The 15,358-nt window shown below is 64.7% G+C and carries 12 protein-coding genes and 1 tRNA gene; 5 read left to right on the plus strand and 8 right to left on the minus strand.

Annotated features, from left to right (window positions below; all coding sequences use genetic code 11):
• Window positions 1-46: 46 nt before the first annotated feature.
• From ACIGGF_RS07490 to ACIGGF_RS07515, 6 genes are all read right to left on the minus strand, one after another.
• Window positions 47-643 carry a response regulator gene (locus tag ACIGGF_RS07490; protein ID WP_397520898.1) on the minus strand — a complete coding sequence of 199 codons (597 nt, stop codon included), beginning with the start codon at window positions 641-643 and terminating at the stop codon, window positions 47-49.
• A gap of 62 nt (window positions 644-705) precedes the next feature.
• Window positions 706-1,902: a sensor histidine kinase gene (locus ACIGGF_RS07495; protein WP_397520760.1), complete on the minus strand. Its 1,197-nt coding sequence runs from the start codon at window positions 1,900-1,902 to the stop codon at window positions 706-708.
• Window positions 1,903-1,920: 18 nt separating this feature from the next.
• Window positions 1,921-2,553: a hypothetical protein gene (locus ACIGGF_RS07500; protein ID WP_397520761.1), complete on the minus strand. Its 633-nt coding sequence runs from the start codon at window positions 2,551-2,553 to the stop codon at window positions 1,921-1,923.
• A 183-nt stretch (window positions 2,554-2,736) separates the two neighbouring features.
• Entirely contained in the window at window positions 2,737-3,720 is a 984-nt protein-coding gene (locus tag ACIGGF_RS07505) for a ribose-phosphate diphosphokinase (RefSeq protein WP_222092415.1), read from the minus strand.
• Window positions 3,720-5,189, minus strand: a complete 1,470-nt coding sequence (gene glmU, locus ACIGGF_RS07510; protein WP_397520762.1) for a bifunctional UDP-N-acetylglucosamine diphosphorylase/glucosamine-1-phosphate N-acetyltransferase GlmU — start codon at window positions 5,187-5,189, stop codon at window positions 3,720-3,722. Before glmU ends, ACIGGF_RS07505 begins: the two co-directional genes overlap by 1 nt.
• Before the next feature lie 53 nt (window positions 5,190-5,242).
• A tRNA-Gln gene (locus ACIGGF_RS07515) sits at window positions 5,243-5,313 on the minus strand.
• Between the two features lie 254 nt (window positions 5,314-5,567).
• On the opposite strand from ACIGGF_RS07515, the gene ACIGGF_RS07520 reads away from it, so the two are divergent.
• Together ACIGGF_RS07520 and ACIGGF_RS07525 are read left to right on the plus strand one after the other, a co-directional pair.
• Complete coding sequence (locus tag ACIGGF_RS07520) at window positions 5,568-6,206, plus strand: TetR/AcrR family transcriptional regulator (protein WP_397520763.1); 639 nt, start codon at window positions 5,568-5,570, stop codon at window positions 6,204-6,206.
• Window positions 6,207-6,395: 189 nt separating this feature from the next.
• Window positions 6,396-7,040: a ScbR family autoregulator-binding transcription factor gene (locus ACIGGF_RS07525; RefSeq protein ID WP_397520764.1), complete on the plus strand. Its 645-nt coding sequence runs from the start codon at window positions 6,396-6,398 to the stop codon at window positions 7,038-7,040.
• A 1-nt stretch (window position 7,041) separates the two neighbouring features.
• Here the strand turns inward: ACIGGF_RS07525 and ACIGGF_RS07530 are convergent, their stop codons facing one another.
• Entirely contained in the window at window positions 7,042-8,022 is a 981-nt protein-coding gene (locus ACIGGF_RS07530; protein ID WP_397520765.1) for an alpha/beta fold hydrolase, read from the minus strand.
• Window positions 8,023-8,077: 55 nt separating this feature from the next.
• On the opposite strand from ACIGGF_RS07530, the gene ACIGGF_RS07535 reads away from it, so the two are divergent.
• The 3 genes from ACIGGF_RS07535 (at window position 8,078) to ACIGGF_RS07545 (ending at window position 13,348) form a co-directional block, all read left to right on the plus strand.
• Window positions 8,078-8,647, plus strand: a complete 570-nt coding sequence (locus ACIGGF_RS07535; RefSeq protein WP_397520766.1) for a TetR/AcrR family transcriptional regulator — start codon at window positions 8,078-8,080, stop codon at window positions 8,645-8,647.
• 205 nt (window positions 8,648-8,852) lie between these two features.
• Window positions 8,853-12,431, plus strand: a complete 3,579-nt coding sequence (gene mfd / locus ACIGGF_RS07540; RefSeq protein ID WP_397520899.1) for a transcription-repair coupling factor — start codon at window positions 8,853-8,855, stop codon at window positions 12,429-12,431.
• Between the two features lie 2 nt (window positions 12,432-12,433).
• Window positions 12,434-13,348, plus strand: a complete 915-nt coding sequence (locus ACIGGF_RS07545) for a MazG family protein (protein WP_397520767.1) — start codon at window positions 12,434-12,436, stop codon at window positions 13,346-13,348.
• Between the two features lie 4 nt (window positions 13,349-13,352).
• On the opposite strand, the gene ACIGGF_RS07550 is transcribed toward ACIGGF_RS07545, so the two are convergent.
• Window positions 13,353-15,299, minus strand: coding sequence for a heavy metal translocating P-type ATPase (locus ACIGGF_RS07550; protein WP_397520768.1), 1,947 nt, complete (start codon window positions 15,297-15,299; stop codon window positions 13,353-13,355).
• Between the last annotated feature and the right edge of the window lie 59 nt (window positions 15,300-15,358).

A 15,358-nucleotide genomic window follows, 5' to 3' on the forward strand; every position in this document is an offset into this window, starting at 1 on the left:
TCAGGCGCGAGTCTTCGCCTCGTACATCTGCAGGATGACTTCGGCGTCAGTCTCCAGTGAGCCCATGCTCGAAGGCGTAGACCACCAGCTGCACCCGATCACGCAGGTGCAGCTTGGCGAAGATGCGGCTGATGTGTGTTTTCACCGTGGCCTCGCTCAGAAACTCCAGCTCGGCGATCTCGGAGTTGCTCAGCCCGCGGGCGGTGAGCCGGAACAGCTCCTTCTCCCGCGCAGTGAGGGTTTCGAAGGCTGCCGGGACCGTCCGAACTGGGGGCGTCGGAGTGAAATGCGCGAGCAGACCGGTCGTCGCGGATGCGGCGATCACCGAGTTGCCGGCATGAACCGTGCGAATCGCGGCGAGCAGGAATTCCGGGTCGGCGTCCTTGAGCACGAATCCGCTTGCACCGGAACGAATGGCCCGAGCAGCGCTCTCGTCCAGGTCGAACGTCGTCAGTACCAGAATGCGCGGAGGATTCTCGGAGGCCGCCACAATTTGCTCGGTCGCGGCGATACCGTCGAGCACCGGCATTCGGATGTCCATGAGCATCACGTCGGGAGTAGCCGACGCGGCGAGGTCGACGGCTTCTCGTCCGTTACCCGCCTCCCCGACGAATTCCAGATCGGTCTGCGAGGAGATGAGCATGCGAATGCCCGCTCGGAACAGCTGCTGATCGTCCACCAGCGCAACTGTGATGCGATCGGAGTTCACGTGGTGCCCTTCGTCGAGGGGGTGGTGGCAGGCAACCACGCCGATACGGTCCACGAGGAGCCGTCGCTGGTTGTGGTGCACGTGCCGCCGGAGAGACCGGCGCGTTCCTTCATGCCGGCCACTCCGTGACCGGAAGATTCCGCAGCGGGAGGTCCGGGGACCACGCTGTTGCGTACAGTCAGTTCGACGCCGGCAGCATCCGACGAGATGGCGACGGTTACCGGCTCGTTCGGATTGCCATGGCGCAGCGCGTTGGTCAACGACTCCTGCGCGATGCGATACAGCGCCAAATACGCTCCGGCACCCAACGACATCTCACCGGTGCCGATCGAGGAATCGATGCTCAGGCCGGCGGCGCGCATCTGGTCGAACAGGCGCTCGAGATCACCCGGGCCGGGGGTCGGTAGATCGCCTTGGCTGTGGCGAAGTTGCCCCAACAGCACTCGAACGTCGGAGAGCGCCTCGCGGGCAGTGTCGGAGATCGTCGTCAGTGCGGTGTCCACGGCGGCTGGGTCCACGGCACGCACGTAGCGCGCCCCGTCGGCCTGAGCGATCACCACGGCGAGGGAATGCGCCACGATGTCGTGCATGTCCCGGGCAATTCGGTTGCGCTCCTGCTCGATTGCCACTTCCTGCTCGGCTCGCGCCTGATGCACCTCGGCGAGCTCGCGCGCATGGGCCGACTCGATGGCCGAGCGGCGCGCGTAGGCGAGACGGCCGAGCGCCCAGGACAGTCCGAGCATGGCCCAGAGGCCGGCGAGGAGTAGGGCGAACTGTGCCAGGCGTGGTTCCTGGAATCCTTCTTCGGTCGGCTCTCCGAAAGGGTTGCCGTTCACGTAGGCCAGGTACAGCGCCGCAATCACCCCGCCGACGACGGCAGACAACAAGCCGAGGCGTCGAACCACATTGTCGCCGTAGGCAGCCGAGCAGTACAGAATCGCGAAGATCGCGGTATCGGCCGACAGGGGGAGCACCCCGCCGACCATCTGTAAGACGGCCAGCACCCAGGCGAGCGCCAAGGACCATCGTGGTGAACGGCGCCGGATGGCCAAGGCAACGCCGAACCCGACCAGAACACCCACACCCGCGGGACCGGCTACTCCGTTCAGGGTGGACGCGAGCAGCAGCAGAACGAAGACGACCGCATAGGCGACATCGAGCACCAGTCGTGACATCGAACGCTTGCGCAGCACTCGATCAGACTACGTGGATCAGTTGGTGCGGCGACGAGCCTTCTCGAGCGCGGCCAACGTCGTCAGCACGGTGGTCCGCTGACGTTCCAGATCCTTCATGCGTGCGCGTGCCGGTAGGCCCTGCGCACCGTCGAGCGCAGTGATCTGTTCGTCCACGGCGGTGAGCTGAGTCAGCAGCTTCTCCACGCGGGACTGCAATTCGATCGCGTCGATTCCGGTGACACCGGCCTGCGACTTCTTCGTCGGTGCCTTCGCCGGGGCGGAGGTCGACGACGGTGAGGCCGGCGCGTTCACCGCGGCAGCGGCCCTGGGACGCAACGCCTTGCGCACAGCGGCCGGATCGGGGAGCTTCTCGAGGCGAATGCGGTTGAGTACCTCGCGGGCATCGCGAGCGGTGACGCGGTACTCGCGCTCTTCCTCGTCCTCGGATGCGAGGGTGCCGCCCAGAGGCCGCAGACCGTACATACCGATGAAGTGCTTGGCGTCGTCGATGACGGCTTCCTTCTCGCGGCACAGGCCACAGCGGGGCTCGTTGCGGAAGGTTTCGACACTGTCGGTGCTACCGCACCAGACGCACCCGCCCGGCGTCCATCGAGCAATTCTGACGGTAGTAGTTCCAGCCGGGCCGTTGAGAGAGTGCGCGTCGATCACGACGAGTCATCTTAGGTGACAACGAAACCCGCCCCACACACCCCCGTCTCGCGAGCTGCATATTCCGGCCACGGACGTGACGTAGTTCATGCAGTGCGGGTGGGGAGCGGGTGGAGCGGGCTTCGTATCGAGCAAAACAGACTTGTGGGTCGGGAGCGCAGGCTGCGGAATGACCCAGAGGTACTACGCGCTGCCGTTGAACAAGCTTGTGACGGAGCCGTTTTCGAAGACCTCGCGGATGGTGCGAGCCAGCAGGGGTGCGATCGAGAGTTCGGTGAGCGTGTCGAAGCGCTTCTCGTCGCTGATGGGCAGGGTGTTGGTCACGACGACTTCCTTGGCACCGCAGTTGGCGAGGCGCTCGGCAGCCGGGTCGGACAGAACACCGTGAGTGGCGGCGATGACGACGTCGCCCGCTCCGGCTTCCTTGAGGACCTTCACCGCTCCCGCGATGGTGCCACCGGTGTCGATCATGTCGTCGATGAGGATGCAGGTGCGGCCCTCGACCTCGCCGACAACGCGGTTGGACTTGACCTGGTTCGGCACCAAGGGATCACGCGTCTTGTGGATGAAGGCCAGCGGTGCGCCGCCGAAAGAGTCCGCCCACTTCTCGGCGACGCGGACGCGGCCGGAGTCGGGGGAGACGACGGTGATGTGTTCGAGGCTGTACTTGCCGCGGATGTGATCGGCGAGCTGGCTGTGCGCGTGCATGTGATCGACGGGGCCGTCGAAGAAGCCCTGAATCTGATCGGTGTGCAGGTCGACGGTGATGATGCGGTCGGCACCTGCGGTCTTGAGCAGATCGGCGACGAGGCGCGCGGAGATGGGCTCGCGGCCGCGGTGCTTCTTGTCCTGGCGGGCGTACGGGTAGAACGGGAGGATTGCGGTGATGCGCTTGGCTGATCCACGCTTGAGGGCGTCGATCATGATGAGCTGTTCCATCAGCCAGGTGTTGAGCGGGAACGGGTGCGACTGCAGCACGAATGCGTCCGATCCGCGGACCGACTCCTCGAAGCGCACGAAGATCTCGCCGTTGGCGAAGTCACGTGCCGTCTGCGGGGTGATCTCGATTCCGAGCTCCTTGGCGACCTGCTCGGCCAACTCCGGATGTGCTCGACCAGAGAACAACATCAAGTTCTTCTGGTTGTCGATCCAATTGGGGGTGCTCACTACTGTTCGCCGTCCTTTTGTTCGTGCTGATCACGATCTGCGAGCGCCGCTGCCTGCGCAGCTTCGGTTCCGGGCCTGTTGTCGATGACCCAGCCTTCGATATTGCGTTGCTTACCACCGGAGACGGCCAGTGCGCCGGGAGGAACATCGTCCCGAACCACTGTTCCTGCACCGGTGTAAGCGCCGTCGCCCACGTGAACGGGAGCGACGAACGTCGAGTCGGAACCGGTCCGCACATGGGACCCGATTTCCGTGCGGCTCTTGTTGACGCCGTCGTAGTTGGCGAAGACGTTGGAGCAACCGATGTTGCTGTATTCGCCGATCGTGGCATCGCCGACGTACGTGAGGTGCGGAACCTTGGTGTAGTTGCCGATCGTGGCGTTCTTCGTCTCGACGTAGGCACCGAGCTTGCCGCCGGTGCCCAGGACGGTGCCGGGACGCAGATAGGTGAACGGCCCGACCGTCGCATCGGGTCCGATGACGGTCTGCTCGGCGTGAGTGCGGACCACCGACGCGCGTTCGCCGATCTCGACGTCACGCAGGGTCGAGTCGGGTCCGACGACCGCGTCGTCGGCAACGTGTGTCTTGCCGTGGAGCTGAACGCCGGGTTCGATGCGTACGTCTGCGCCGAGGGTGACGTCGATGTCGATCCAAGTGGTCGCCGGGTCCACGACAGTGACGCCTGCACGCATGTGCCGCTCGATGATGTGGCGATTGAGCACGGACGTGACGTGCGCCAGCTGAACGCGATCGTTGACCCCCACCACCAGATCTGGATCGGCGAGCTGGGTGCCGTACACGGCTCGGCCGTCGGCCTTGCTGATCTTGACCACGTCCGTCAGGTACAGCTCGTGTTGGGCATTGGCAGTGCTGAGCTTGCCCAGTGCCGTGCGTAGTGCGACGGCGTCGAACGCGTAGACGCCGGAGTTGACCTCGCCGATCAGGACCTGCTCGGGGGTTGCGTCTGCGTGTTCGACGATTTCGGCCACTTCGCCGTCGTCGGTGCGCACGATGCGGCCGTATCCGTTGGCGTCCGCGGGAAGGAAGGTCAGTACCGTCGCCGCCGCAGGACGGGGAGCACTGAGGTGCTCGTCGAGCAGTGCCTTGAGGGTGTGTCCGTCGAGCAGTGGGACGTCGGCCGCGGTGACGAGGATGGTGCCCTCGAAGTCGTCCGGAAGCGCAGCCAATCCGCACTGCACCGCATGTCCGGTACCCAACTGCCGATCCTGAACGGCGGTATGGATGGTGCGGCCGAGGGTGGCAGCGAGATCGTGCACGGCGGAGGACACTCGTTCACGATCGTGTCCGACGACGGTCACCAGGTGGTCGGGGCCCAGATCGGCGGCGGCGTGCAACGCATGGGCCAGCATCGTGCGACCGGCCAGAGGGTGCAGAACCTTCGGAGTCTTGGACCGCATTCGGGTACCTGCACCCGCAGCGAGAACGACCACGGCGGTCTGCACAGGCATTGAGCTCCTCGGGGCGATGACGCGAAACGGTTATGCACGAATGGTGTTGCTCGCTCCGCCGCCAGGACTCGAACCTGAACTATCTGAACCAAAATCAGAGGTGCTGCCATTACACCACGGCGGATAATCGACCAGCAGTGACGACAGTGGCCGACGAATCGAACGACGCCTTCGTTAGCCGCTGCGCTCCCACTGAGCGCAACGATCCTCGCATGAGAGGTGGTGGTGAGTCGAACCGCGACATATAACAGACCATCTCGGTCGTTTCCGCCGGACCCGCTCCCGCCACGGGAACCGGATGAAACGGCCATCGCTAGGGTGAGGTCGACGCCGATGTCGGCGTTCGTACGTGCACGGTCGGTAACGGAAGCGGTGTCCATGTCAGGCGCAGTCTCGGAGCCAGAACGCACACCCCGGGTTCGGATGACCGGGACCCAGCGGCGTGAGCAGTTGATCGAGGTGGGGCGGACACTCTTCGCCGAACGTGGTTACGAGGCCGCGTCGGTCGAGGAGATCGCCGGACGCGCCAACGTGTCCAAACCGGTCGTCTACGAGCATTTCGGCGGAAAAGAAGGCCTCTACGCGGTCATCGTCGACCGGGAGATGTCGACGCTGTTGGGAATGATCACCAAATCACTCGATCTCAATCGGTCGCGCATTCGCGTCGAACGTGTCGCACTCGCTCTGCTGACCTACATCGAGGACCGGACCGATGGCTTCCGCATCCTCGTTCGAGACTCACCGGCCTCTGCCGAGGACGGCAAGTACTCGTCACTGCTCAACGAGGCCATCGGACGCGTCGGCCACATGCTGGCAGGAGACTTCTCGCGCCGTGGTCTCGATCCCGAGTTCGCCCCGATGTACGCCCAGGCTCTGGTGGGAATGGTGTCGATGACGGCGCAGTGGTGGCTGGACGTGCGCACGCCGTCGAAAGAAGTGGTGGCGGCACATGTGGTCAACCTGTGCTGGAACGGGTTGACGAATCTGGAAGCGGACCCCCGACTGACCGAGGAATGAGTACAGCGTTCGGTCTCTTCGGGACGAAAGAGGGAGTATCGTCCACTTTGTCGGCCATGAGAGCTCCGTCACTCGGGGCGTGGTACTCAACCGGACCGATGCATGTTGGCAGGAGACGTAAAGCCACTCAGTGGTACCGTTCGGGCGTAATTTGCGCGGTGGCAGTACAGAATTGCGAAGGCGGATCCCATGGTCAGGCAGGCGCGCGCTGAAATAACTCGCGACACCGTGCTCGCGGGCGCAGCGAATGTTTTTCTGCGCCTCGGGTACGCGAACGCGAGCCTCAGCGAGATCATTTCTCAATCCCAGGTCACCAAAGGTGCGTTGTACTTCCATTTCGGTTCCAAGGAAGAACTGGCACGTGCGGTCATCGACGAGGGCAACGCACGCTTGACCACTGCCTGCTCACAGTTCAACGACGGCCGAATTCCCGCACTCGAGGCGGCGATCGGTATTTCCTACATCGTTGTCGACCTCTCGGTCAGCGATCCCATGGTCTCGGCGATGCTCCGCTTGAGCCATCAGATCGGCGATTACCGCGGCACCGAGGGCAACGTCATGGCCGGGTGGAGCGAATCGTTCGATCGACTCGCCGCCAAAGCCATCGCGCAGGGCGATATCGACCCCAACTCCGACTCGAAGACCATCGGATCCCTCGTACTCGAAATCCTCACCGGCGTGCACATGGTCGCGGTCGCCACCTCCACCACCGAGGAACTGCCCTCGCGCATGGAGCGCCTCTGGTACTACCTGCTGCCGGCCCTGGTGCCTACCAACAAATTGGACTACTTCCGCGAATTCGCTGCGCGTCGCGTCATTCGTTTCGGACCGTAGATCACGAGTTCTTCGCAACGAAGTCCGCAATGTCGTCCCGAAGTCGATCCGGGTACTCGCCGTTGATCGCATGTGAGGCATCGGGATAGAGCCGTACGGTCCCGTCTGGAACAGTTCTTTCCGCGGTGGCGACGGCAGCTGCTGCGTCGTGCATCACCGACCTGCCCGCGATCACGGCCAGCACCGGGACGTCGAGCGTCGCGAGCCGGTCCTCGGTGATTCGCGTCGGCTGCGGCAGTTTCAGCGAGTACCCCTGCATCCCGGCCTCGATCATGTTTGCGACGGGCACGTCCTGCACCGCCGCGCCACCTGCCGTGTAGAAGTTGAAACTGTCTCGCCACGACTTGGGCAGCCATGGGAGGGCGGCAGGGAGGGCCCGAATCGCGGTGCCCCACGGAATGTCGGCGAACGTCCGGGCCGGGTCGATCAGCGTGAGTGTGGCGAGATGCGTGCTGTCGTGCAGCGCCAGGTTCGTTGCGGTCCACCCACCGATCGACAGTCCGACGAGATGGACTTTGTCGGTCGGCAGAGCGTCGAGTGTCTGATCGAGCCACGCGGCGTGGTCCTCGTCGCTGGTGATCGGCCGTTCCTGGATGCTGCGTCCCGGCTCGCCGAGCAGGTCGACGGTGTAGACGTCGCCGATCGTCAACAAGCCGGGGAGGTTGGCGGCCCAGACCGGAGTTGCAGAGGAACGGCCGGGAAGCAGCAGCAACGGGTGCGCGGACGTTCCGGTGCCGTCGAACCGATAGACGCGGACGACGCCGTAGTCGGTTCTGATGTCGAGTGTCTCCGCCGGATCCGGCAGATCCTCGAACGCGCGGTTGTAGGCGGCGAGAAAACGGTCCTCGCTCGCCGCGCTGTTCCAGTGGCCGACCGGCGACGGCGAGCGCAGTGCGAACGCGAGGACCAGCGCGCCGACGGTCAACGCCCCAGCGGCGATCTTCGAGTATCGACGCCGTTTGTCGGTTGTTCGGTCGTTCATCCCCAGGCTCCTAACCGATCGGTAAGTAAATCAACCGTACGGTAGGCTGGCGTTCGTGGCAACGAAGGAACCGAGCTTCATCGAGCGGACTCGACGTGCGCAGCTGATCGACGTCACGATCGATGCGGTAGCCCGGCACGGCTACGCAAAGGTCTCGCTCGCTCGCATCGCAGACAATGCCGGCATCACCAAAGCGGCTGTGCTGTACCACTTTCGGACCAAGGACGCGGTGGTGGAAGCGGCGTATCGATTCGTCCTCGATGCGCTCGTCGAAGACGTGGCGGTGGCCGTCGAGGCAGTCGATGTCCAGGAACGACCCCAGGCGTATGTACGCGCGATGCTCGGACACCTCCGTGCTCATCGCGGCCACACGCGGATGCTGATCGAGAGGCTGGGAAACATCGCGCCCGAGCACACCCCGGAGCAGCGGTGGCGTCCACTGGCCGACCTCATCGACGCGTCCGTCCGTGCACGCGGGACGGACGGCGTCGATTCACGAACGCTTGCCATCATCACCGGCGGCGCGATCGACGCGATCGTCACCGAACGTCTGCACGACTCGGAGTACGACTCGGCTGCTGCTGGTGAGTCACTCACGACGATGCTCGACGCGGCTATGGGCTGAGCCTGCCCGTCTCCCGCTCGCCTTGCTCCCATAGACTCGCTTATGACTGTGCATGCGCAGCCGTCGCCTCGACTCGCTTGTAGGAGCATTGCTGTTGTCTTCCGATTCTCTGCCTGCCATCTCTCCATCCGGGCCGGCCCCGATCGTTCCCGACGCGGCGCTGCAACTCTCGGGTCTGGCCAGCGTCGCGCTGACCGATTCGGCCATGATGGCCGTCGCCGACGCGATCGGAACCGCCGAGCACACCCTCATCGGTCCGCACTCGGTTCGCCCGTTCGTCGCGGCTGCCATCGCGCAGCACACTCAGCTGTTGATCGTCACCGCCACCGGGCGTGAAGCGGACGATCTCACCGACGAACTCCGTCAGATCCTCGGCGGTGGCGTCGTGATGTTCCCGTCGTGGGAGACGCTGCCGCACGAGCGACTCTCGCCGAGTGCCGACACGGTCGGCAAGCGACTCGACGTGCTCCGCCGGCTCGCGCGCCCGGGCGACGCCGATTACGGCGATCCGCTGCGCGTCATCGTCACCACGGTCCGCTCGCTTGTGCAGCCCATGGCACCCGGTCTCGGCGAGATCGAGCCCGTGACCTTGAAGGTCGGTCTGGACATCGACTTCGACGGCCTGATCCACCGACTCGTCGAGTTCGGCTACCTCCGTGTGGACATGGTGGGCAAGCGCGGCGAGTTCGCCGTCCGCGGCGGCATCCTCGACCTCTTCTCGCCGACGGCAGACCACCCGGTGCGCGTGGAATTCTGGGGCGACGAGATCACCGAACTCCGTGCGTTTGCCGTCTCCGACCAGCGATCCCTGCCCGATCACGAAGTCGATCTCGTCATTGCTCCTCCGTGCCGCGAACTGCTGCTCACCCAGGAGGTCCGCGACCGTGCTGCGGTTCTCGCAGCCGACAACGCCGGCGACACCGCGTTGGTCGAGATGCTGGACAAGCTGTCGGCCGGCGTTCCGGTGGAAGGCATGGAGGCGTTGCTGCCGCTGCTGCAGCCGGGTGAGTTGCAATTGCTCGCCGATACCCTCCCGGCGGGAACACACGTTCTGCTCTGCGACCCCGAGCGAATCCGCACGCGTGCAACAGATCTGGTGCGCACAGGCCAGGAGTTCCTCGAAGCCTCCTGGACGGCAGCCTCGATCGGCGGAGCCGCGCCGCTCGATACCTCCACCCTCGATACCTCCAGCCTGGAAGGTGCCTCTCTCGATCTGGGTGCTTCGGCGTACCGTTCGCTGCGGCAGGTTCGCGAATCTGCGCAGGTGCACGGTCGGCCGTGGTGGACCATCAGCCCGTTGGCGTCCGGCAACGGCGAGGAAGTCGAGCTCGCGGTCGATTCGGTGCCCGAGGTTCGCGGGTCCGAGGAGGCGCTGACGGCTCTCTTCGCCACGTTGCGGGCGCACATCGCCACCGGTGGCCGCGCAGTCATCTCCGTTGCGGGCGCAGGTACCGCCACCCGCATCATCGAGCGTCTCGCCGAGGCCGAAGTGCCTGCAGCGCACCTCGATTCCGGCGCCGTACCGGTACCGGACGTAGTCAACGTGCTCTGCGGATCGCTGCACGACGGCCTCGTGTTCCCCGACGCCAAGCTCGTCGTCGTCACCGAAAGCGATCTCACGGGCAACCGGGTGGCCGCGGCGGGGGAGGGCCGCAAGCTCCCGGCGAAGCGTCGCAATCAAGTAGATCCGCTCGCACTTGTCGCCGGCGACAGCGTCGTACACGATCAGCACGGCATCGGCCGCTTCGTCGAGATGGTCGAGCGCACCATCGGTGGTGCCCGACGTGAATACCTCGTCGTCGAGTACGCACCCAGCAAGCGGGGTCACCCCGGAGACCGACTCTTCGTCCCGATGGATTCACTCGATCAGCTCTCGCGTTACGTCGGTGGTGAGTTGCCGGCACTGAGCAAGCTCGGCGGATCCGACTGGGCCAACACCAAACGCAAGGCGCGCAAGGCAGTTCGCGAGATCGCCGGAGAACTCGTTCAGCTGTACGCCGCTCGACAAGCGGCTCCCGGGCACGCGTTCGGACCCGACACTCCATGGCAGCTCGAGATGGAAGATGCCTTCGGATTCACCGAGACAGTCGACCAGATGACTGCCATCACCGACGTCAAGGCCGACATGGAGAAGGCGGTCCCGATGGACCGCGTCATCCTCGGCGACGTCGGGTACGGCAAGACCGAGATCGCGGTCCGCGCTGCGTTCAAAGCGGTGCAGGACGGCAAGCAGGTTGCCGTGCTGGTACCGACGACCCTTCTGGCGCAACAGCATCTGCAGACGTTCACCGCGCGGATGGCGTCGTTCCCGGTGACGGTGAAGGGCCTCTCCCGCTTCACCCACGGCTCCGATTCCAAAGAGGTGATGGCCGGTCTCGCCGATGGCACGGTCGACATCGTCGTCGGTACGCACCGTTTGCTGCAGACCGGCGTCGCCTGGAAGGACCTCGGCCTGGTCATCGTCGACGAGGAGCAGCGCTTCGGCGTCGAGCACAAGGAACACATCAAGTCGCTCCGAACTCACGTCGACGTGCTGACGATGTCCGCCACCCCGATTCCGCGAACGCTGGAGATGAGCCTGGCCGGAATCCGGGAGATGTCGACCATCCTCACCCCGCCCGAGGAGCGGCACCCCGTGCTCACCTACGTGGGCGCGTACAATGACAAGCAGGTCGCCGCGGCAATCCGGCGTGAGCTGTTGCGCGACGGCCAGGTGTTCTTCGTGCACAACCGAGTGAGCTCGATCGACAAGGCCGCCAAGAAGATTCGCGATCTGGTCCCGGAGGCGCGGGTGGCAACGGCGCACGGTCAGATGAACGAGGAAACCCTCGAACGCACGGTGCAGGGTTTCTGGCAACGTGAGACCGACGTGCTGGTGTGCACCACCATCATCGAGACCGGCCTCGACATCTCCAACGCCAACACACTCATCGTCGAGCGGTCCGATTCGCTCGGCCTGTCGCAGTTGCACCAGCTCCGTGGCCGAGTGGGCCGCAGCCGGGAGCGCGGGTACGCCTACTTCCTGTACCCGCCCGAGAAGCCGCTCACCGAGACCGCCTACGACCGGTTGGCGACCATCTCGCAGAACTCCGACCTGGGTGCCGGTATGGCCGTGGCGATGAAGGACCTCGAAATCCGCGGTGCCGGAAACGTTCTGGGCGCAGAGCAGTCCGGCCACGTCGCAGGCGTCGGATTCGACCTGTACGTGCGGCTCGTCGGGGAGGCGGTCGAGGCCTACCGCGCCGCTGCGGACGGCAAGCCCATCACCACCGACGAGGCTCCGAAGGAAGTACGCATCGACCTTCCCGTCGACGCCAACATCCCACCGGACTACGTCACCAGCGACCGCCTTCGGCTGGAGGGTTACCGGAAGCTGGCTGCTGCAGTCGATTCCGCGGGGATCGACGCCGTCATCGACGAACTCGTCGACCGCTACGGCCCGCTCCCCGAGGAAGTCGGCCGCCTGGTCTCCATCGCGAAGCTACGCCTGATCGCCAAGGAATACGGTTTGACCGACGTCAACGTCGCCGGAACTCAGGTGAAGTTGGCTCCGATGGACCTGCCCGATTCCAAGCAGATCAGGCTCAAGCGGCTGTACCCGAGCGCCACGTACCGTGCGACCACCGGGGTGGTGCAGTTGCCGCTGCCCCGCGTCGAAGGTGGCGGTGTGGGAGCGGCGCGCGTCCGCGATGTCGAATTGGTGCAGTTCATCGCCGATCTCATCCTATCCTTGGACGGGAAGCCATCTCGGTCCGTCCTGTTGGAGCAAACTGTGGGGGTGTAGCGGTGACGGTAGTTCTGCTCGACCCTGTTCGACCGACTCAGGTACCGGTGGATGCCGTCGAATTTCTCGGCGGCGCAGTGCAGTTCACCGAAGAGGTACCGGTGAAGGTGCGATGGCTGTTCTCCGGGACAGCTGCGCCCGACGCCATCGACCCCGTCCTGGTCAGTACCGACCGGGCCAACCCCGACGTTCAGGACCGGATTGCACGCGGAGAACGCGTCGTCGCCGCCGAGAAACTGGCCGGTGACGACATCATCGCGGCGGTGCACTTGATGGACCGTCTGCGCACCCTCGGCGGCTGGGAAGCTCAGCAGACTCACGAATCACTGCGCGGCTACCTGTTGGAAGAAACGTACGAGCTGCTCGACGCCATCGCCGCAGGAAACCTCGACGACCTTCGCGAGGAGCTCGGAGACCTGTTGCTGCAGGTGCTGTTTCATTCCAGGATTGCGCAGGACGCCGCCGAGGATGCATTCGATATCGACGACGTCGCAGCGGGACTCGTCGCCAAACTGACGCACCGCAGCCCGCATCTCGGTCGCCGGGATGCAGGACCGATCGACATCGCCGAACAAGAACGAGCCTGGGAAGAGAAGAAGGCGTCGGAGAAGGCGCGAGGATCCTGCATCGACGGCATCGCGCTGTCTCAACCGTCACTTGCCCTGGCGCAGAAGGTGATCGGACGAGCGACCAAGGCGGGCCTGCCGGACGAGCTCGTTCCGGAGGGCCTGCGCGTCGTGCACATCGGGATCGATCACTCACACGGCGGAGACAGTGCCGAGGACCTGCTGAGGCGTCGAGTGTTGGATTTCGCATCTCTGATTCGCAACGCGGAGGCGTCGGCCCGAAATGCGGGTATCGCGCCGGGTGAGATGTCTGCACTCGACTGGATCGAACACTGGGGTCTGCGGGGCTGACCCCTCATCTCTGCTTCCAGGCCCGTGAGGACAGTAGCCGCATACCGTTCAATGCCACGATGACAGTGGAGCTTTCGTGACCGGCTACGCCGATCGGCAACGGGAGTGTGCCGATCAGGTCCCACGCCACGAGCACCACGATGAACGAGGCCGCGATCACCAGATTCGCTACGACGATGCGATGGGCCCGCCTCGACAGAGCCACGACCGAGGCCAGGGCTCCGAGGTCGTCGCGGATCAGCACGGCATCGGCCGTGTCGAGTGCGAGATCGGATCCTCGGCTGCCCATGGCGACGCCGATGTCCGCCGTGGCCATCGCGGGAGCGTCGTTGACGCCGTCGCCGACCAACATCACTCGGTCGCGTCCGTCGTTCTGCAGTTGCGTGACCGCCTCGGCCTTGTTCTGTGGGAGCAGCCCTGCCCGCACGTCGACAATCCCGGCGCGCGCTGCCACTGCTCGTGCGACGCGGTCGTTGTCACCGGTGAGGAGCACCGCGCGGGTGCCGGCCAGTCGTTCGAGATCCGCGACCGTGGTGTCGGCTCCGGCGCGGACGATGTCGACGAGTCCGATCACCGCGATCGCTTCCTCGTCGACGTGCACGACGATCGCAGTCATTCCCTCAGCTTCTCGGCGGGCTGCAATTCGTCCGGCTGACGATTCCGTGTCATGCTGTGCTGCTTCGGGTTTGGTAACCGTGATGACTCGGCCGTCGACAGTCGCCGTGACTCCCACACCGGGGGCCGACTCGAAGCGCGTCGCCGTGGGTATCGAAATACCCTGCTGATCGGCGAACTCGACGACGGCAGTTCCGATCGGGTGCTCGCTTCGGCCCTCCGCTGCAGCCGCCCAGCGAAGTACCTCGTTCACCTCGAACGCCCCGAGGGTGTCGATGCACTCCACTCGCGGCGTTCCCACCGTGAGGGTTCCGGTCTTGTCGAAGGCCACCGTGTCGATCGATCGAAGTTGTTCCATGGCCACAGCGGATTTGACCAGCACACCGTTCCTGCCTGCGGTCGCCATGGCCGCGAGCAAGGGCGGCATCGTTGCCAGCACCACCGCACAGGGCGAGGCGACGATCATGAAGGTCATCGCGCGCAGCAGCGTCGATTGGAGGTCGTTGCCGAGCGCCATCGGCACTGCGAATATCAGTGCGGTGCATACGACAATGGTCTTGGAGTAGTACTGCTCGACCTTTTCGATGAAGAGTTGCTTCTTCGCCTTCGTCTCCGACGCATGTTCGACCATGGTGACGATGCGAGCGATGATCGTCTCGGACGGGTCGACGTCGATCCGAATCGTCAATGCGCCGGTGCCGTTGATGGTTCCGGCGAACACCTCGTCACCGGCGGACTTGGAGACGGGGATCGATTCCCCGGTGATCGAGGCCTGATCGATGTCGGAGGTGCCGTCGACGATGGTGCCCTCGCCCGAAATGCGTTCTCCGGGGCGCACGATCACGATGTCTCCCGGACGGAGATCGGACGCGTCGACCTGCTTTTCGTCACCGTTGTGGTCCAGCACCATTGCGGTTTCGGGTGTCAGATCGAGCAGACTTCGAATCGAATCCGCGGTGCGCCGAGTCAGGACCGCTTCGAGAGCGCCCGACGTCGCGAAGATGACGATCAGCAGTGCGCCGTCGAAGATCTGGCCGATCGCTGCCGCTCCGAGCGCGGCGACGATCATCAGCAGGTCGACGTCGAGGGTCCTCTCGCGGAGCGCTCTGAGTCCTTCGAGGGCCGGCTCCCACCCTCCCGTGACGTAGCAGGCGAGATAGAGCGCCCAGTACGTCCACACCGGTGCGTCCGCCAACTGCGCAACGAGGCCGAGGACGAAGAGTGCCGTGGCGGCCGACGCCCATCGGACTTCGGCGATATCGATGAGACGGGTTCGGCGGGAACCCGTCGATCTGCGTACGGAGGCCGGTGCCGGGGCGGTACTGATCGATGTCATGCGTCCTTCAATCGTTCGGAGGGTGCGCGCCTACCGTACAGGATTACATGAAGACCTTT

Origin of the sequence: Rhodococcus sp. NPDC078407 (genome assembly GCF_044542515.1) — a bacterium.
Lineage (GTDB): Bacteria > Actinomycetota > Actinomycetes > Mycobacteriales > Mycobacteriaceae > Rhodococcoides.

Coding starts and splice junctions, on each gene's coding strand:
- ACIGGF_RS07490 (WP_397520898.1), bottom strand. CDS start 643: ATGCTCATCTCCTCGCAGACCGATCTGGAATTCGTCGGGGAGGCGGGT.
- ACIGGF_RS07550 (WP_397520768.1), bottom strand. CDS start 15,299: ATGACATCGATCAGTACCGCCCCGGCACCGGCCTCCGTACGCAGATCG.
- mfd (WP_397520899.1), top strand. CDS start 8,853: ATGATGGCCGTCGCCGACGCGATCGGAACCGCCGAGCACACCCTCATC.
- ACIGGF_RS07530 (WP_397520765.1), bottom strand. CDS start 8,022: ATGAACGACCGAACAACCGACAAACGGCGTCGATACTCGAAGATCGCC.
- glmU (WP_397520762.1), bottom strand. CDS start 5,189: ATGCCTGTGCAGACCGCCGTGGTCGTTCTCGCTGCGGGTGCAGGTACC.
- ACIGGF_RS07525 (WP_397520764.1), top strand. CDS start 6,396: ATGGTCAGGCAGGCGCGCGCTGAAATAACTCGCGACACCGTGCTCGCG.
- ACIGGF_RS07520 (WP_397520763.1), top strand. CDS start 5,568: ATGTCAGGCGCAGTCTCGGAGCCAGAACGCACACCCCGGGTTCGGATG.